This is a genomic window from Syntrophotaleaceae bacterium (assembly GCA_041390365.1).
Lineage (GTDB): Bacteria > Desulfobacterota > Desulfuromonadia > Desulfuromonadales > Syntrophotaleaceae > JAWKQB01.
Map to the genome: position 1 here is coordinate 1,097,919 of JAWKQB010000002.1, position 18,253 is coordinate 1,116,171.

Sequence of the window (18,253 nt, forward strand, 5' to 3'; positions counted from 1 at the left end):
TTTTTGCCCGTCCCGTGATAGGTTGCCCCCTATGACTTCGCGTCATACTGTCGTTCTGCGACAGGAATATTGTGAGGGGGTAACTTACTTAAATGGTGGAAAGCAAAGAAACTATCAACAAAAACATTGAAAAAGATCTGTTTGGCGACGAGCAGGAGTTCGACGAGGGTGAGCAGAGTTTCAGCGAACTTTTTGAGAACAGCATCAGGGAACTGAACGTGGGGGACGTGGTCGAGGGGACCATCGTCCAGATCAATCCCGATTCGGTCGTGGTTGATGTCGGCTACAAATCCGAAGGGATCATCCCGATCAGCGAGCTTGCCGATGAGAACGGCAAGGTCAACGTGGAGGTTGGCGACAAGATCGACGTTCTGTTCGAGAAACGGGAAAACGAAAACGGTCTCATCGGTCTGTCCAAGGAAAAAGCCGACCGCCAGAAAATCTGGAACGGCCTCGAGGAAGATGCGGTGGTTGAAGGACGGATTACCAGCCGCATCAAGGGCGGCCTTTCCGTCGATATCGGCGTGGCGGCATTTTTGCCCGGATCGCAGGTCGATCTGCGGCCCGTACGCAATCTGGACAAACTGCTCGGGGAAACCTTCGAGTTCAAGATCATCAAGCTCAACAAACGTCGCGGGAATATCGTGCTGTCGCGGCGGGTGCTCCTCGAAGAGCAGCGGGAGAGCCAGCGCAAACACACCCTGCGGGCGCTCGAGGAGGGCCAGGAAGTTGATGGCGTGGTCAAGAACCTCACCGACTACGGTGCGTTCATCGACCTCGGCGGCATCGATGGCCTGCTGCACATCACTGACATGTCCTGGGGTCGCGTTGCCCATCCCTCCGACGTACTGGCGGTGGGTGACAAGATCAATGTCAAGGTCCTCAAGTTCGACCAGGAGCGGGAGCGCGTCTCTCTCGGCCTGAAGCAGATGATCCCCGATCCCTGGCTCAATGTCTCCGAGAAGTACCCTGTCGGCTGCAAGGTGACCGGCAAGGTCGTCAGCCTGACCGATTACGGCGCATTCATCGAACTCGCCGAAGGCGTGGAAGGTCTCGTCCATGTTTCGGAGATGAGCTGGACCAAGCGGATCAAGCATCCCAACAAGCTGCTCAATATCGGCGACGAGATCGAAACTGTGGTGCTGGCCCTCGATATTCCCAACCGGCGGATTTCCCTCGGCCTGAAGCAGGTCGAGCGCAATCCCTGGGATATCATCGGGGAGAAATTCCCCATCGGCACCATCATCGAAGGGCAGGTCAAGAACATCACCGATTTCGGGATTTTCGTCGGAGTTGATGAGGGTATCGACGGTCTGGTTCACATTTCCGACCTCTCCTGGACCAAGCGGATCAAGCATCCTTCCGAGCTTTACAAGAAAGGTGATCTGGTCCGGGCCGTGGTTCTCAACATCGATCGGGATAACGAGCGCTTCTCCCTCGGCATCAAACAGCTCAATTCCGATCCCTGGCAGACCATCACCACCCGTTACGCACCCGGGACCATGATCAAGGGCCGGGTAACCTCGGTGACCGATTTCGGCATCTTCCTGGAAGTGGAGGAAGGGATTGAAGGTCTGATCCACGTATCCGAAATCAGCAAGGACAAGGTCGACTCTCCCAAGGACTTCGCCAAGGTCGGCGATGAGCTGGAAGCCGTGGTCCTGAATGTCGACACCTCGGAGAGGAAGATCGCGCTGTCGATCAAACACCTGGCGGAGCGGAAGGAAAAAGCCGAAGTGGACGCTTTTATCGGTGCCCAGAAGAATGCTACATCCAATTTCGGCGATATCCTGCAAGGCGCGCTGAACAAGGCCGGTGGCGAAAACGAAGACGAAGACGAATAATTTTCTCATTTAGTTCAGGTCCCCGCGTCATGCGCGGGGACCTGTTTCTTGTGGATATGCGATGAAGAAAAAGCCTTTCGTAATGGCCCTGCTGACCTTTGGGGCCATTTTCGTTTTCTTTTTCCTGCTGGTTCTCGTTCTCGGCCGTATCTCAAGCCCTTCGGGCAGCTTTACACTGGGCGACAAGATCGGCTTCGTGGAGGTTAACGGCGCAATTCTAGCCTCCGAAGATATCGTCGAGCAGTTGAACGCGTTTCGGGAGGACGACTCCATCAAGGGGGTCGTGCTGAGAATCAATTCCCCTGGTGGCGGCGTCAGTCCATCCCAGGAGATCTATCAGGAAGTGAAAGCCCTGGCCGCGGCCAAGCCGGTCGTTGTTTCGATGGCCTCTGTAGCCGCATCGGGCGGATACTATATCGCTGTTCCCGCCCATCGGATTCTGGCCAACCCCGGGTCGATCACCGGCAGCATCGGGGTGATCATGGAGTTCACCAATCTGCAGGAGCTTTTTCAAAAAATTGGCCTTAAAAGTCAGGTGGTCAAAAGCGGACAGTACAAGGATATAGGATCCCCGTTCCGGCCCATGTCCGAGGTGGATCGTCAACTTCTGCAGAATCTGATAGGGGACGTCCATGAGCAGTTCGTAACCGCGGTGGCCGAAGGCCGCCGACTTGAAGTGCAGCAGGTACGTGAAATAGCCGACGGGCGCATCTTTACCGGGCGCCAGGCCATGGAATCGGGGTTGGTTGACCAACTGGGGGGATATCAGGAAGCTATTCGTGTCACTGCGGAACTGGCCGGTATCGAGGGGGAACCGAAGGTGGTCTATCCCCAGCGCGACAAGGCTGCATTGCTGGAATATTTTGTGCAGGAAACTACTCGGCTGGTCAGGCAGAGTCTCAAAGAAGACAATGTCGGCCTGGAGTTTCTCTGGTCTGCTAAATAAAGGGGAGGGTTGATATGACGAAGAGTGAACTGATTGAGCAGCTTTCTTTCAAAAACGGTCTTTTGAGCAAAAAAGAGTCCGAACTGGTGGTGAATACCGTGCTCGACAGTATCCGCAATGCACTGGTCGGGGGGGAGAGGGTTGAAATTCGCGGCTTCGGGTCCTTCACCATCCGTACCCGGGAAGCCCGGGAAGCACGGAATCCCAAAAGTGGAGAAATCGTCAAGATTCCCATCAAAAAAACCGCTTTTTTCAAAACCGGCAAGGAACTCAGGGAACGGGTCAACGGCCAGGATTGAGTTGATCCTTTAGGGGAAAAGGCACCATGGGGATCCATCAACAAACACATCCTTCCATATCCCCGGTTTATGTGGGTGAGCCAGTGGAACTGGCGCCCGGCATGGCTGCGGCTCGTTTGCTGACGAATGCGGAGATGTGCGCCGACCCCCGGGGGCTCGTTCATGGAGGTTTTACCTTCGGGCTTGCGGATTACGCCGCCATGCTGGCGGTCAACCATCCCAATGTCGTGCTTGGGGGTGCGGAAACCCGATTTCTCGCTCCGGTGAGATGCGGTGAGGTCATGGTGGCCCGGGCTCAACTGGAAGAGGAAAAAGGGCGCAAGCGCCTTGTGCGTTGTCAGGTTTTTGTCGAAGAACGGCTTGTCTTCGAAGGAAATTTTGTCTGCTATGTGCTGGACGGGCATGTTCTGGATCAGTGAAAAGGAAATCCTGCGTCGGAACCTTCCTGGTGCCAGGGATTTTCATTTAAAAAGGCCCCGTTCTGGCGAACCGGGCCTTTTTATTTGCGGGGATCGAGGTTCCCTTGCCCCTGGCTCAAGGGGATCGACTCCGGGATGCCGGGTGCCGTCCTTTGTCATGACCGGACAGAACTATTTCCGCCCTTGACAGCCGCTTCAGGCGTCCCACTGCAGGGTGGGCTGGCTCACCACGGCGCAGGTCAATAAGCTGCACGACAAACTGTTGGTCAATGAAACGGAAGCAAAGCCCGCACATCCCAGAGGGAGATCAGGCGCGAAGCCCTTTGTAGTGAGATTAGCAAAAATTTATGACTTGTCAATCGGATGGGATATCCAGGCGACGGGTCAAAATGATCGGAGCGGTCTTGTCCCGGAAAACATACCGATTGAAAGTCGTCGATCCTGTCGGGGATCTGCGGCTTGATCAGTTTATTGCAAATGAGATTGGAGAACTGTCCCGGGCCATGGCCCGGAAAGTCATCGATTTCGGAGGGGTTCATGTCGATGGGAGGCGGGTGGGGCGCTGCTCCTTTCCGGTCAAGGCCGGGCAGCAGATTGAAGTCTATCTGGATGGGATGCCTCTGATTGTTGCCGAACTCGGTCCTGGTGACATTCTTTTTCGGGATCCTTATCTGCTTGCTATCAACAAAACGGCCGGAATCGATTTTCAACCCACCCATGCCCGCTACAAGGGGACGGTCTACGAAACCATTCTCAGGTACCTGGGATCGGGGTCGGGCAGGAAGGCACCTCAGGTCGGAATGGTGCAACGCCTCGATCGCGACACCTCCGGAGTGGCCCTATTTTCCGTCCATCCCGCTGCGCATCGAGGTCTGACCAAGCTGTTCAGTGAACACAAGGTTCGGAAAAAGTATCTGGCTCTGATCGGGGGACGGCTGCCGGACCGGGAAGGGACCTTCCGCTCGCTTCTTGCCCGCCAGCATCGGACGAATCTGATGAAGAGCGTGGACAGGGGAGGCAAGGAAGGGATTACCAGCTACCGTGTGAGGGAGGAACTGGAAGGTGCATCCCTGGTCGAGGTTGAAATCCCGACGGGCAGGTCCCATCAGATCCGGGTGCATTTTTCCGAAGCAGGCTGCCCTCTGCTCGGGGATACCAGGTACGGAGGTGTCGACCGCGTGGCAGAGACCGTCATCCCCAGGCACATGCTTCATGCCCTCAGCCTGGAACTGGTTCATCCGGTCACCAGAGAGAATCTTGCGCTGACCGCCCCCCTGCCCGCGGACATGCTCAAGGTCATCAGGGAACTGCAAAAGGAATCGGGCTGATCTTATGGGGGCTTGAATCGGTCTTCAAAAACCCGAGCAGAAACACTTTCTTCAACACCATACGGGAAATATGATGTTAGCTTATCCAGATATCGATCCGGTCGCCTTTCAGATAGGTCCCCTGGCTGTTCGCTGGTACGGGCTGATGTATCTGCTCGGATTCGTTGCCGCCTTCTTTCTTATTCGCCATCTCGCCCGACTGCGCAAAATGCCTCTCTCCGGCGACGAACTTTCCGACCTGCTTTTCTACTCCATGCTGGGAGTCATCCTGGGCGGTCGGCTGGGCTACGTTCTGTTCTACGATGCACTTTACTTCCTGCAGCATCCCCTCGAGATTCTTGCCGTCTGGCAGGGCGGAATGAGTTTTCACGGCGGGCTGCTGGGAGTGGTGGCGGCCGCCTGTTTCTTCTGCTGGAAAAAGAAAAAGCCCTATCTGCTGACCGGAGATATCCTGGTTACGGCCGCCACCATCGGCCTGGGGCTCGGACGGCTGGGAAACTTCATCAACGGCGAACTGTGGGGGCGGGAAACGGATGTTCCCTGGGGGATGGTCTTCCCCGGGGCCGGGCCGCTGCCCCGTCATCCCAGTCAGCTTTACGAAGCGTTTCTCGAAGGGATTCTGCTGTTCGCCATCCTCTATTTTCTCCATCGCCGCAAGGTGGCCAGCGGGGTACCTTTTTTCAGTTTTCTGCTGTTCTATGGGGTCTTCCGCCTGGTGGCTGAACTGTTCCGGCAGCCCGACCCTCACCTCGGATTTCTCTGGGCAGGGGTGACCATGGGGCAGATGCTTTCGGTTCCAATGATTCTTGCAGGTGTGGGGGGACTGGTCTGGCTTCGGGTTTCCGGGAGGACGCAGTGACTGCAGCGGACGGTATCATTTTCGATTGCGACGGGGTGCTGTTCGAGAGCCTGCAGGCGAACCTGGCTTATTACAACACGATCCTGCGGCAACTGGGAGAACCGGAGGTGACGCTCGAGGACGCGGAAAGGGTCCATCTGTGCCATACCGCCGCCACTCCCCGGGTCTTCGAGGTTCTGCTCGGTGCCGACAGGGTGGAGGAGGCGCTGGCTCTGGCCAGGGACCTAGGGTTCCGTCAGTTCATATCACTGATGGTGCCTGAACCGGGCATCCGGGAGGTACTCGCCCGGCTGTCGCAACAGATTCCTCTTGCGGTCGCTACCAACCGGGGCAACAGCATGGCGGAACTGCTGGGCCATTTCGACCTCTACCGCTATTTCCAAACTGTCGTCACCAGCCGGGATGTAAAGCAGCCCAAGCCCAGCCCGGATATGCTGCTGCTGGCCTCGCAGCGCCTGGGGATCGTGCCGGAGAGGCTGCTGTTCGTCGGCGATTCAGAACTGGATCTCCAGGCGGCCCGGCAGGCGGGAATCCCTTTCGCGGCCTACAAAAAGCCCCTCGATGGGGACTTCAGGATCGAAGACCATGAGGAGCTGTTGAACCTGGTGTTTCCCCCAGCTTCGGGAGTCCTTTGAGGTTCTGCAGGAATCAAGGGGATTTCAGAGTTTTTTCCATTTCCAGGACATTGCCCTGGGCCATCCGCCGGTAGCTGACCCTGTCCATCAATGCCCGCATGATATAGATACCCCGGCCATGATCCTGCAGGCATTTATCCTCGAGTTCCTGCTCGGTAGTCGGGAGGGAACAGATATCGAACCCCTGACCCTGGTCGTAAACCCGTATCAGCAGGCGGTGGTCCTGTATGCTGATGCTGATGTGAACTTCATCGGCAGGTGATTCCGCTCGGGCATGTTTAATGGCGTTGGCAACGGCTTCGGTCAAAACCAGATTGATGTGATAGGCCAGCTCTTCCCGATCCCCACGGTATTTTTGCAGGGTTTGCGCCAGGGACTCGCCGATTTTGCCGATCAGGCTGAGGTAGCGGGTTTCGTTGGGCACCCGGATGTCTAACTCGATTTTTTCATTCATTCTGCCACCGGCCGGCGGTTGTTTTTATTCCCCGAAACTCTCGAAGGCCTTTACCTGGTCCGGAAAGATTTCGAATACCCGATGCAGCCGGGTGAGCTCGAACATCGATTGCACCTGCGGCTGAAGATTGCAGAGTTTCAGATTGCCGTTTCGGGCACTGGCGTTCTTGAACCCCGAAACTAGGGCACCCAGTCCGGAAGAATCGACGAAGCGCACCTCCCCGAGGTCGACCACCATGTCCTTCTTCCCCTCCTCGAAAAGATTCAGCATCTGGCCTTTCAGATCCGAACTGTTATGGGCATCCAGTCTCTCTTCCTTGACTTCAATCAGGACGATCGCGTTATTTTCAGCAACTTTGGTCTGCATTCACTTTCTCCCCTGCCGTTTTTCGGTATTTCAGTGTGAAGAACCTGGCGTAATTCCCCATTCGACGAAAGGACATGTTTGCCGGGTTCCAGATCATTGGCTAAATGATAGCATGTTTGGTGATCGTTCGAGAACTGTCTTTCCCGTCAAACGAAGGGTTTTGGCAGATCAGGCCGCAGCAGGGCATTCCTGAAAGTCAGGACCTGTCGCCGTATTTTTCCAGCAACTGATACAAAACTTCGGCGACGGTCGACTCCACAGGGGCCTGGCCATCGACCTCGAGCAGATCCTCTTCCGGCTGCGGCGTATCGAAAGCTGCCGCCTGGCGGTCTAAAAGATCCCGTCGTCCATCCGAAGCTTCTGCGGAATCGTGCTGCCGCCGGTCGAGACGCTGCAGCATCGTGTCCCGATTGCAGACAACATGCAGAATCAGACAGGGAACCCCTCGTCCTTCTGCCGCCCGGCGCAGGGACTCCCTTCTCTGATACCGGGAGAAGGAGGCGTCAGCCAGGGCCGTTTTCCCCTTTTCCACGGAATCCAGGGCGAGGGTTTGCAGCAGGGCATAAGTCCGATCGGAAAAATCCGGGCTGTAGATGCCCTGCAAATAATCCTCGGTCTGCCTTGCCCGGCTGTTGATCCCTGCCAACTCCTTGCGCAGCAAGTCGGAACGGATCAGTCGGCCGCGCAGACTACCGGCCAGGGCCTTTGCCAACGTCGTTTTTCCACTGCCCATCAGCCCGCAGGTGGCGATGAGCGCTGGGGGACAGATGGTGCCGAGAGCCAGATTGAAGTATCGTGCTGCTTTAGCCGCGGCTTCCCGGCGGGTGCTGGCCGGTGCTGCGGCATCTGCACAAAGAAAGGACTCCACCTTTCCCCGGACCCAGGCCCGATAGACCTTGTAGAAAACCAGAAGTCTGGCTGTTTCATCCGTCGGTTGCCGGCCTTCGGTATAGCTGGCGAGAACGCCTGAGGCAAGATCGGGTCGACCGCGAAATTCAAGATCCATCAGCAGGAAGGCCAGATCGGCCAGCACGTCCGCGACCCGGAAGCGGCGGTTGAATTCGATGCAGTCGTAGATGCAGATCGGTTCCGTAAAGCAGATATGCTCGCAGTGAAGATCGCCATGGCCTTCCCGGACAAACCCCTCCGTTTCCCGACGCCGCAGCAGGTCTTGGTTTCTCGCCAGAAAATGCTCCACCCAGCACCGCATCAGATGGAAGGTCCGGGGGGGCAGGGTGCGGCCGACAAAAGGAGCGGTCTGGTCGAAGTTCTCCTGCCAGTTCCTGCGGATCGTCTCGAGGGATCCTTCCTGTCGGGGGTCCTGCACAGGTTCGAGACGGGAATGAAACTCGGCGATTCTGCAACCCAGGCGGGGCATTTTGCCGGGTAGATCAGGATCATTTTCCGAAAGCAAATTGGAAAGCAGAAGGTTTTCCGGCAGTTGACGCATGACAACTGCATAATCGATGGTGGTGCCGGGCCCGTTCAAAACGATTCTTCCCCCCTCCAGCCGGATGTCCGCGACTCCCAGGTAGATGTCCGGACATAGCCGGCGATTGAGACGGACTTCCTCATGGCAGTAGAAGCGGCGCTGCTCCAGTGAAGTGAAATCGAGAAACCCGAAATTGACCGGTTTCTTGACCTTGTAAACAGTGCCATTGAGAAAGTACAAGCGGGACGCGTGGGTTTCTTTGAACTGTACGGGGCCTCGAGGACTCGAGAAGGTCTCCGGGTTCATGAGGGCATGATGCAGAGTTTCCTGGTTCATCCGTAGCAGAGCCTTTCCTCTGAGAAAGGTATCACAGCCGGAAGCCGTGTAAAGTGTCGCGGAATGGATATTTCTGTTTCAATTGCTGAAATTGACGCTAAGATGGGACTGTGGTACAAAACCCTTACTCTGTTTTTTTTCGAATCCGAATAACCCCCAGTGCCTGCCGCAACAGGTCAGCGCGACCCAGCCCTTTTGCCTATTCCTTTGACTGTTTTGTGAAATCCATGGGAGCCTGAATCATGGTAAGGTTTCTGCTGTATCTGCTGATTTTGACGTGTTTGAACGGCTGCTTGGCGGCGGCGACAGATAACTCAATCCCTCCGGCGCCGGCTGAAACACCTGCTTCGGACACGCCTCCCCAGCGTTACCGGTCGCTGCTGGTCGAGCCGGAAGGCGAGGCTCTATATCACTATGGTCGGGCCCAACTCCTGGCTGTCGATGGGGAATTCGCCAAGGCCCTTGGCGCTCTTGAAAAGGCCCTGCAGCTCGATCCCGATTCCGGTTATCTGCTACTTTTCAAAGCGGAACTCCACCTTTCGATGAACCAGGTCGAACCGGCCCTCAGGGCCGCGGAAGATGCCCTGCTCCAGCAACCCGACAGCCCCTATATTCATGAACTGCTGGGGAATGTCTATTTTGATCTGGAAAAGGACGACAAGGCGATCCCTCATCTGCGCTGGATCATCGAGTCGAATCCCGACGATCAGGCCGCCTGGCTGCGTCTGGCTGTGGCATACGCCAGGGCGAAAGACGCCGAGTCCGCGGTCTCAGTGCTGAAGAAGGTGCTGGAGCGGGATCCCGAATCCCTGCTGGCCCGTCTCACCCTGGCCCGCATCTATCGCCAGATCGGTTTGACCTCCCTGGCGGAGGATACTTTCCGGGATATCATTGCCCGGCGTCCGGAACTGGAATCCACATATCTGGAACTGGCCAGCCTCTACCAGGAGCAGGGGGATCTGCAGAAAGCTGTCGACCTGTTTCGGGAGGCTCTCCGGAACAACCCATCCAACGACGGGCTCCATCTTCGCTTTGTCCGGTTTCTGGCCAGCGTCGGCCGTTTCGATGCTGCTCTTGATGAATTGGAAAAAATTTTGGCCCGTCGCCCGGATGATCCTGAAATCCATCGGCTTCGCGGTCTGGTAGAGTTGGAACAGCGCCAGTGGCAGCCCGCCGCCGAGGCATTTTCCCGCGCTTTGCAGCTGGCTCCGGAATCGCACGAGGTTCGTTTCTATCTTGGGACGGCTCTGGAACGGTTGGAAAAATGGCAGCCGGCCGCCGAGGTCTTTCTGGCCATCCCCGCCGATTCCGAGCTTTTTGGCGACGCCACCAGCCACCTGGCTTTTCTGTATCACCGGATGGGCCAAATCGACGACGCCATCCGGCTCCTGAACGAACGCCTTCCGGGACTGGAACCGCGGGGGGAACACTATTCCTACCTGGCCGCCCTGTATGAGGAGCAAAATCAGGTGGACAAAGCGCGGGAGGTGCTGAAAAAGGGGCTCCAGGCGCTCCCCGAGAACCCTGAACTGCTGTATCACAGCGGGTTGCTGCTGGAAAGGGAGGGGAGCAGCGACGCAGCCCTGGAGAAGATGAAACGGACGATCCAGCTCGATCCCAAACATGCCGAGGCCCTCAATTTCATCGCCTACGCCTATGCTGAAAAGGGTGAGAACCTGGAAGAGGCTCTGGATCTGGCCCGCCGTGCCGCCGCCCTGAACAACGAAGGGCATATCCTGGATACCCTCGGGTGGGTCTATTTCAAAATGGGGCGACTGGATCAGGCCCGCCCCGAACTGGAAACCGCTGCCGCCCTGTTGCCGGAAGATTCCGTGGTGCTCGGGCATCTGGGCGATCTTTACCGAAGTCTGGGGATGCATGAACGGGCCCGGGCCATCTATCGAAAGGTGCTGGAACTGACACCCGACGACCAGGCGACCCGACAGAAGCTTCGGGGGCTGGATGAAACATCCCCTTCCCGGGGAGAAAAGAAGGGACAGGAATCCACAAGATGAAAAGGCTGCAAATCTCTCTGTTGATCCTGGTCTGCCTCGGCTCGGCCCTGTTCGGCTGCCGCCCGGTGGTTCCACGAGTGGCGCTGCCCCCGGTTGCTGAAGAGACCCTGCTGCAGCAGGCGGCCGCCAGCGGCAAGGCTTTTCATTCCCTGCGGGGGATGGCGGCCATCCGTGCGGATATCGAGGGGAAAACGACCAATGCCCGCCAGGTGGTGTTGCTGCAGAAACCGGCCAACCTGCGGACCGAAATTCTGGGTCTTTTCAACCAGCCGGCTCTGCGCGTGGCCGTCCACCGGAACCTGCTGACGGTGCACGTTCCCAAGGACCAGCTGTTTCTGCAGGGACCGGCCACAGCGGGCAACATGGCCCGCTTCACCCTGCTGCCCCTGGGCGTCGAGGAGCTGGTCCGTCTCGCACTGTACGACGTCCCGCTGATTCCTTATGTCGACAGCTTGGTGTCCATTGAGGAGGACCGGTACGTTCTCCATCTGACCGATGCCCGGGGGGACGCCCAGATCCTGACCTTCGATAGAAAGCTTCGGCTCTGCGGAGTGGAATACTATCGGCAGGGAGATCTGCTGCTGCGGGTGGGCTACGATCAGTTTGACGATCAGCCGGGCGCGTTTCCCCGCAGGGTTTCCCTGGCCATGCCGCTGCAACAGGCCAGCCTGATCATGGATTATGCCGATCTGGAACTGAACCAAGAAATACCGACCGAGCGATTTGTCCTGGAGCCTCCGGCAGGAACCGAGGTCCGATGGCTGCCTGACAACGCCGGCTGAAACCATAATCGAGAAGGGATAGGGAATGTCGCTTAAATGGATCGCTTTTCTTTGTTTTGCCCTTTTGCTGGGTGCCTGCAGCGAGAGGGACCCGGATTCGGTCCCGCTGGCGGAGGCCGAGCCGGCCTACGGGGATACCTTGATCCTGGGGAGTATCGGCGATGCCTCCAACCTTTTGCCCGTGCTGGCCTCCGACTCGGCTTCCTCCGATATCAACGGTCTGGTCTACAACGGTCTGGTCCGTTACGACAAGAACCTGCAGGTCGAGGGGGATCTGGCTGAAAGCTGGGAAATTTCAAAGGACAACCTGACGATCACCTTTCACCTGCGGCGGGATGTGCGATGGCATGACGGAAAACCCTTTACCGCGGAAGACGCCCTCTTCACCTACCGCCTGCTGGTCGATCCGAAGACCCCCACCGCCTATGCCGAGCGCTACCTGCAGGTGGACAAAGCCGAGGTGCTCGACCCCTACACCTTCCGCGTCACGTACAAAAAACCGCTGGCGACAGCCCTGATCAGCTGGGCTTTCGCCATCCATCCGAAACATCTGCTGGAAGGAACGGATATCACCCAAAGCCCGTTTTCCAGCCGACCCGTGGGTACGGGCCCCTACCGGTTCGTGGAATGGCGCCGTGGGGAGAAGATCGTCCTGGAAGCCAACCCGGATTATTATGAGGGTCGGCCCTATCTGCGCCGGGTGGTCTACCGTGTCATTCCGGATACCTCCACCATGTTCCTGGAACTGCAGTCCGGCGGTCTGGACCTGATGGGCCTGACCCCCCTGCAATATGCCATGCAGACAAACACGCCGGCCTTCAACCGCCGTTTCAACAAATATCGGTATCCGGATTTTTCCTACACCTATCTCGGCTATAACCTGCGTCGTCCCCTGTTTCAGGACAAACGGGTGCGCCAGGCCATGTCCTTTGCCATCGACAAACAGGAGCTTGTCGAGGGGGTGCTCCTCGGGCTCGGGCAGGTCGCAACGGGACCCTACAAGCCCGGCAGCTGGCCCTACAACCCGGATGTGCCCCGTTATCCCTATGATCCTGAAAAGGCCAGGACCCTGCTGGCTCAGGCCGGCTGGACCGATAGCGACGGCGACGGCATTCTGGACAAGGACGGCAAGCCTTTCGCCTTCACCATCCTGACCAATCAGGGCAACGATCAGCGGATCAAGAGCGGTGAAATCATCCAGAGACGGTTCCGGGAGGTGGGCATCGATGTGAAGCTGCGGGTTCTCGAATGGGCCTCCTTTCTGAAGGAATTCCTGGAGCCGGGGAATTTCGATGCCGTCATCATGGGCTGGACCATTCCTATCGATCCCGACAGTTACGAAATCTGGCATTCGAGCAAGATCCGTCCGAGGGAGCTGAATTTCATCCAGTTCCGGAACGAGGAGGTCGATCGCCTTCTGGAAACAGGGCGGCGGTCCCTCGACCAGGCTGAACGGAAGAGAGTTTATGACCGCCTGCAGGTGATTCTGGCCGAGGAACAGCCTTACACTTTCCTGTACGTGCCCGACTCGTTGCCGGCCGTGGCCAGTCGAGTCCAAGGCATAGAACCGGCTCCTGCGGGGATCATGCATAATTTCATTCAATGGTACGTGCCTGAGGATGAACAGAAGTATCAGCGCTGAAGACATAGGCCAACAGCCGATTTCGATTTCGATCCCGATTTCGATTTTGAGAAAAAACGGTTAAACAACTCTCAATCAGGTAGCCCGGATGTTGCTATATATCGGAAAACGGCTGTTGTTGATGGTGCCCCTGCTGCTGGGCATCACGCTCATCTCCTTTGTCGTGGTGCATCTGGCTCCGGGGGAGCCGACGGATCTTCAGACCCAGCTCAATCCCGAGGTCAGCACCGAGCTCCAGGAGAGGCTCCGGGCCCAGTACGATCTGGACAAACCGCTCCTGGTGCAGTACGGCAAATGGCTGGGGAGGCTGGCGCAGCTCGACTTCGGCCGGTCCTTTTCCCAGGACCGGAGGCCGGTCACCGAAAAGATCGCCGAACGGCTCCCGGTCACGATCCTGATCAACGTCCTCTCCATCGGGTTGATCCTGGCCGTATCGATCCCTATCGGCATCATTTCCGCCGTCCGGCGCAATACCAATTTCGACCGGATGACCACCATCTTCGTCTTCATCGGTTTCGCTACCCCTTCCTTCTGGCTGGCCCTGCTGCTGATGGACCTGCTCGGCGTCCGCTTTGGACTTTTCCCGATTGCCGGTCTCAAGTCCCTCGGTCATGAATACCTGGGGCCTTTAAGACAGGTGGTGGATATCCTGCACCACCTGATTTTGCCGGTTTTCGTTTCGGCCTTCGGTGGTCTGGCCGGTTTTTCCCGCTACATGAGGGGTAACATGCTGGAGGTGGTGCGGCAGGACTACATCCTCACCGCCCGGGCCAAAGGTCTGTCGGAAAGGGCGGTCATCTGGCATCACGGCCTGCGCAACGCCCTGCTGCCGGTGATCACCATTCTCGGTCTGGCGGTCCCCGGTCTGATCGGCGGCAGCGTCATCTTCGAGACGATCTTCGCCATTCCGGGGATGGGCAAGCTGTTCTACGATGCCGTCATGATGCGGGATTATCCGGTAATCATGGGCATTCTGGTCATCGGCGCGGTCCTGACCCTGGTCGGCAATCTGCTGGCCGACCTCAGCTACGCCCTGGCGGACCCGCGCATCCGGCATCGATGAGGTAGCTTTTCGATTGGATCCTTCGACCCATAAGTCCTATGAGTCCCATAGGTCCTATGATGAGAGCTTTAGCCCATGAACCCTGAAAAAAAATCCTTCTGGTTCGATGTCTTCTGGCCCCGCCTGCGAAAAAACCGCATGGCCATGGCCGGGGCCGCCATCGTGCTGCTCATGTTTCTGCTGGCGATCTTCGCCCCCCTGCTGGCCGACGATCCGGGACAGATCGATATTTCCCGGAGGCTCCAGCCTCCGGACTTGAACCACCTCATGGGCACCGACGACCTCGGCCGGGATGTGCTGACCCGCATCCTCTACGGGGCCCGGATCTCTCTGATGGTCGGATTTGTGGCGGTGGGCATCGCTACCACCATCGGCGTGCTGTTGGGGGCGCTCGCGGGTTATTACGGACGCTGGGTCGACGGCTTGATCATGCGTTTCGTCGACATCATGCTCTGCTTTCCGACTTTCTTTCTGATTCTGGCGGTGGTCGCCTTTCTCGAGCCGTCCATCTGGAACATCATGATCATTATCGGTCTGACCGGGTGGATGGGAGTCTCCCGTCTGGTCAGGGCCGAATTCCTCTCCCTGCGGGAACGGGAATTCGTGATTGCAGCCAGAGCAGGCGGGGCCCGTGACGGCCGCATCATTTTCCGTCATCTGCTGCCGAATGCCCTGTCTCCGGTGCTGGTCTCGGCGACCCTGGGGGTGGCCGGCGCCATCCTCACCGAAAGCGCCCTGTCTTTTCTCGGCATCGGCGTGCAGCCGCCGACCCCCTCCTGGGGCAATATGCTCATCGCCGGCAAGCAGACTCTCGGCACCGCCTGGTGGCTGTCGGCTTTCCCCGGCCTGGCCATTCTTGTGACCGTTCTGGGGTACAACCTGCTGGGCGAAGGGATTCGGGACGCCCTCGATCCGCGGATTCGGGATTGAGCATCGGCGATAACGATTTTCGAGGAAAACGCCATGAAAACGGGCCGCAACGATCCATGCCCCTGCGGCAGCGGGAAAAAATTCAAAAAATGCTGCCTGGGTGATGAAGACGCCGGGAGCTGCCCTGCCGGCGTCTTTCCGGCCGCTCTGGTAGAGGCGCGCCGCCGCGCCTTTGCCGAACAGGATTTCGGCTTTATCTACGACAGCTATCATCCGGATTCCCCCTTTCGCCGGCATTTCCCCAATCGCCGGGGATACCTGATCTACGCCCGCAGGGAATTGCGCGGTGCCTTCGAAATCCTGCAGTGCCGGGTCCTGGGGGAAGAGTTCCCCTCCGAAGGAGAGGCGCGGGTGCTGTTCTATCTCGACGTCCTGCATGGCGCGGAAAGGCTGGAAACCATCGAATTGTCCCGGTTCCTGCAAGTCGGCGGGGTCTGGCTCTACCACTCCGGCCACAAGGTCCCCCGCAGCGCCTTTGACAAACCCCTGGAGGAGATCGAGCCCGGCGAGGTGGAACGGCTGGCGGAGGGAATCAGTTTTTAACAAATGCTTAAAATGAAAGAGCCTGGACCTCGTAGATCACGAAGGTGCACGAAGGGGAAAACCGGTTTGCTATAAAAATTCTACTTCGTGGCCTTCGTGGTTAAGGTTTGCATTTATTTGGTTTTTTAGGGGGAGGATCGTCATGAATCGGAGACCGACAGCCCGCTCCTTCTGGGGAACCCGATTCGGTTTCGTTCTGGCGGCCGCCGGCAGCGCCATCGGTCTGGGCAATATCTGGAAGTTTCCCTTCATTGCCGGTATTCACGGCGGCGGAGCCTTCGTCCTGGTCTATCTGGGCTGTATCGTTCTGGTGGGGCTGCCGATCATGCTGGCCGAAATGCTCATAGGTCGGCAGGGGCAGCGCGATGTTGTCGGCTCCTTTGCCGCCCTGTCAGGGAAGAGGAGTCCCTGGCGCCTGGTCGGCTGGGCTGCTGTGGCGGCCTCCTTCATCCTGCTCAGCTACTATGCCGTGGTGGCCGGGTGGAGCTTTGACTACGTCTTCAAATCGGCCACCGGCGTTCTGCGTGATCGAAGTCCCGACGACATAAAAGGATTGTTCCAGGCCCTGACGGCCTCCCCCGGTCGGATGATCCTCTGGCAGGGGGTTTTTGTCCTGGCCACCGTCGGCATCGTTCTGGGCGGCGTCCGCAGTGGCATCGAGCGCTGGAGCAGAATTCTGCTGCCGGCGCTGTTCGCCCTGCTGATACTCTTGTTTCTGCAGGGATTGTCGTCTCCCGGCGGGTGGCCGGCGTTGAAGTTCATGTTCCATGCAGATCTGAACCGGTTGACACCTGAAGCCCTGCTCGACGCCCTGGGGCATGCCTTCTTCACTCTTTCCCTGGGAGCGGGGGTGATGATCACCTATGCCTCCTATCTCGATCCCGGCGCGGATCTCTATTCCCTGTCCCTGCGCATCGTGCTGCTCGACACCCTGGTGGCGCTGCTGGCCGCCCTGACTATCTTTTCCGTCGCCTTCTCGGCCGGCATCAATGTCGACTCCGGGCCGGGACTGGTGTTTCAGACCCTGCCGATTCTGTTGCTGCAGTGGCCCTTCGGCAATCTGCTGGCACTGCTGTTTTTCGTTCTCCTCGCCTTTGCCGCCCTGTCGTCCTCCATTTCCATGCTCGAGGTGGTGGTCGCGTATCTGATCGACGAACGGGCCTGGTCCCGCATCAGGGCGACCCTTTTTACAGGACTTTCCGCTTTCCTGATGGGTCTTCCAGCACTTCTCTCTTTCAACCTCTGGGCTGAGGTCCGGCCTCTGTTCGGCCAGGATGTCTTCACCATCTTCGATACCCTGGTGTCCTCCTACCTGCTCCCCCTCGGCGGCCTTTTCGTCGCCCTGTACGCCGGCTGGTTCTGGTCCCGCGAGAGCGAAAAACAGGCCCTGCTCGGCGATCATCATGGGTCCTGGCTCTATCAGACCTGGCATTTTCTGCTGCGCTACGTCTCGCCCGCGGCAGTGATTGTCGTGCTGCTGAATCAGGCGGGGGTTTTTCGCTGATGCCAGAGCTTCCGGAAGTCGAAACCATCCGCCGGGGCATCGCCCCGTTTGTCGTGGGGCACACTGTGCGCAAGGTAATCCTCCGCACCCCGATGCTGCGTTGGCCGATCCCCACCGATCTCCCTGGAAAACTTGAGGGGGAAACCATCGAGGAGGTGGACAGGCGGGGGAAATACCTTTTGTTCCGCACCGCTGCGGGGACGCTCCTGATCCACCTCGGCATGAGCGGCTACCTGCGCGTGCTGGAGAGCGGGCGGCAACCCGGCAAGCACGATCATGCCGACATCGAATTCTTTGATGGGCTTTGTCTGCGTCTCAACGATACCCGCCGCTTCGGCGCCCTTTTGTGGATCGAAGGTGATCCGCTGCAGCACCCCCTCCTGGCCGGATTGGGTCCCGAACCTCTGTCCGACGCCTTTACCGGAGATTATCTGCACGCCCGCTCCCGTTACCGGATCACGGCGGTCAAAGCCTTGCTGATGGATTCCCGGATTGTGGTGGGTGTGGGAAACATCTATGCCAGCGAGTCCCTGTACCGGGCCCGTATCGATCCAAGAAAGGCGGCCGGGAACATCTCTCTGGCCCGCTACCGGCGTCTGGCCGAATCCGTCCGCCAGGTCCTGCAGAAAGCTATTGCCGCGGGCGGCACCACCCTGCGGGATTTCAGTGATCAGAACGGCCGGCCCGGATATTTTGCCCTGCAGCTCATGGTCTATGGCAGGGAAGGGGAGCCTTGCCCGGCCTGCGGCAGGGCTGTCCAAAGGATCACCCTTGGGCAGCGATCGACCTTTTTCTGTCCCCATTGTCAAAAATAGGATCGGACCGATCCGTCCGATCGGTCTTTCAACCGGAGGTT

18 protein-coding genes and 1 other RNA gene are annotated in these 18,253 nt (G+C 58.2%); 15 read left to right on the forward strand and 4 right to left on the reverse strand.

Annotated elements, in window-relative coordinates; translation table 11 throughout:
- The first annotated feature begins 92 nt into the window (after window positions 1-92).
- The 4 genes from R2940_12130 to R2940_12145 all read left to right on the forward strand — a co-directional run bounded on the left by R2940_12130 (window position 93) and on the right by R2940_12145 (window position 3,508).
- Window positions 93-1,844: a 30S ribosomal protein S1 gene (locus tag R2940_12130; protein ID MEZ4600527.1), complete on the forward strand. Its 1,752-nt coding sequence runs from the start codon at window positions 93-95 to the stop codon at window positions 1,842-1,844.
- Between the two features lie 61 nt (window positions 1,845-1,905).
- Window positions 1,906-2,790: a signal peptide peptidase SppA gene (gene sppA, locus R2940_12135; protein MEZ4600528.1), complete on the forward strand. Its 885-nt coding sequence runs from the start codon at window positions 1,906-1,908 to the stop codon at window positions 2,788-2,790.
- Window positions 2,791-2,804: 14 nt separating this feature from the next.
- Window positions 2,805-3,089, forward strand: a complete 285-nt coding sequence (locus tag R2940_12140; protein MEZ4600529.1) for an integration host factor subunit beta — start codon at window positions 2,805-2,807, stop codon at window positions 3,087-3,089.
- Window positions 3,090-3,115: 26 nt separating this feature from the next.
- Entirely contained in the window at window positions 3,116-3,508 is a 393-nt protein-coding gene (locus R2940_12145) for a PaaI family thioesterase (GenBank protein MEZ4600530.1), read from the forward strand.
- A gap of 123 nt (window positions 3,509-3,631) precedes the next feature.
- On the opposite strand, the gene ssrS is transcribed toward R2940_12145, so the two are convergent.
- A non-coding RNA gene (ssrS, locus tag R2940_12150) (6S RNA) lies at window positions 3,632-3,814 on the reverse strand.
- Between the two features lie 98 nt (window positions 3,815-3,912).
- Here ssrS and R2940_12155 point away from each other — a divergent pair.
- From R2940_12155 to R2940_12165, 3 genes are all read left to right on the forward strand, one after another.
- Window positions 3,913-4,836, forward strand: coding sequence for an RluA family pseudouridine synthase (locus R2940_12155; protein ID MEZ4600531.1), 924 nt, complete (start codon window positions 3,913-3,915; stop codon window positions 4,834-4,836).
- A gap of 73 nt (window positions 4,837-4,909) precedes the next feature.
- Complete coding sequence (gene lgt / locus R2940_12160; GenBank protein ID MEZ4600532.1) at window positions 4,910-5,695, forward strand: prolipoprotein diacylglyceryl transferase; 786 nt, start codon at window positions 4,910-4,912, stop codon at window positions 5,693-5,695.
- Entirely contained in the window at window positions 5,692-6,330 is a 639-nt protein-coding gene (locus R2940_12165; protein MEZ4600533.1) for an HAD-IA family hydrolase, read from the forward strand. Before lgt ends, R2940_12165 begins: the two co-directional genes overlap by 4 nt.
- A 13-nt stretch (window positions 6,331-6,343) precedes the next feature.
- Here the strand turns inward: R2940_12165 and R2940_12170 are convergent, their stop codons facing one another.
- From R2940_12170 to R2940_12180, 3 genes are all read right to left on the reverse strand, one after another.
- Window positions 6,344-6,784, reverse strand: coding sequence for an ATP-binding protein (locus tag R2940_12170; protein ID MEZ4600534.1), 441 nt, complete (start codon window positions 6,782-6,784; stop codon window positions 6,344-6,346).
- Window positions 6,785-6,808: 24 nt separating this feature from the next.
- Window positions 6,809-7,150, reverse strand: coding sequence for an STAS domain-containing protein (locus tag R2940_12175; protein ID MEZ4600535.1), 342 nt, complete (start codon window positions 7,148-7,150; stop codon window positions 6,809-6,811).
- 196 nt (window positions 7,151-7,346) lie between these two features.
- Entirely contained in the window at window positions 7,347-8,918 is a 1,572-nt protein-coding gene (locus R2940_12180) for an AAA family ATPase (GenBank protein MEZ4600536.1), read from the reverse strand.
- A gap of 242 nt (window positions 8,919-9,160) precedes the next feature.
- Here R2940_12180 and R2940_12185 point away from each other — a divergent pair, with 242 nt between their 5' ends.
- The 8 genes from R2940_12185 to mutM all read left to right on the forward strand — a co-directional run bounded on the left by R2940_12185 (window position 9,161) and on the right by mutM (window position 18,212).
- Window positions 9,161-10,933, forward strand: a complete 1,773-nt coding sequence (locus tag R2940_12185; protein ID MEZ4600537.1) for a tetratricopeptide repeat protein — start codon at window positions 9,161-9,163, stop codon at window positions 10,931-10,933.
- Window positions 10,930-11,715, forward strand: coding sequence for a hypothetical protein (locus R2940_12190; protein MEZ4600538.1), 786 nt, complete (start codon window positions 10,930-10,932; stop codon window positions 11,713-11,715). The genes R2940_12185 and R2940_12190 overlap by 4 nt, the downstream gene beginning before the upstream one ends.
- Before the next feature lie 25 nt (window positions 11,716-11,740).
- Window positions 11,741-13,357 (forward strand): peptide-binding protein, encoded by a 1,617-nt coding sequence (locus R2940_12195; GenBank protein MEZ4600539.1) that lies wholly within the window; start codon window positions 11,741-11,743, stop codon window positions 13,355-13,357.
- An 88-nt stretch (window positions 13,358-13,445) separates the two neighbouring features.
- On the forward strand, window positions 13,446-14,420 hold the full coding sequence (locus R2940_12200; protein MEZ4600540.1) for an ABC transporter permease: 975 nt from the start codon (window positions 13,446-13,448) through the stop codon (window positions 14,418-14,420).
- A gap of 75 nt (window positions 14,421-14,495) precedes the next feature.
- Window positions 14,496-15,350: an ABC transporter permease gene (locus R2940_12205; protein ID MEZ4600541.1), complete on the forward strand. Its 855-nt coding sequence runs from the start codon at window positions 14,496-14,498 to the stop codon at window positions 15,348-15,350.
- 33 nt (window positions 15,351-15,383) lie between these two features.
- Entirely contained in the window at window positions 15,384-15,893 is a 510-nt protein-coding gene (locus R2940_12210) for a YchJ family metal-binding protein (GenBank protein ID MEZ4600542.1), read from the forward strand.
- Between the two features lie 142 nt (window positions 15,894-16,035).
- Entirely contained in the window at window positions 16,036-17,397 is a 1,362-nt protein-coding gene (locus R2940_12215; GenBank protein MEZ4600543.1) for a sodium-dependent transporter, read from the forward strand.
- Window positions 17,397-18,212, forward strand: coding sequence for a bifunctional DNA-formamidopyrimidine glycosylase/DNA-(apurinic or apyrimidinic site) lyase (gene mutM / locus R2940_12220; GenBank protein ID MEZ4600544.1), 816 nt, complete (start codon window positions 17,397-17,399; stop codon window positions 18,210-18,212). Before R2940_12215 ends, mutM begins: the two co-directional genes overlap by 1 nt.
- Window positions 18,213-18,253 lie beyond the last annotated feature (41 nt).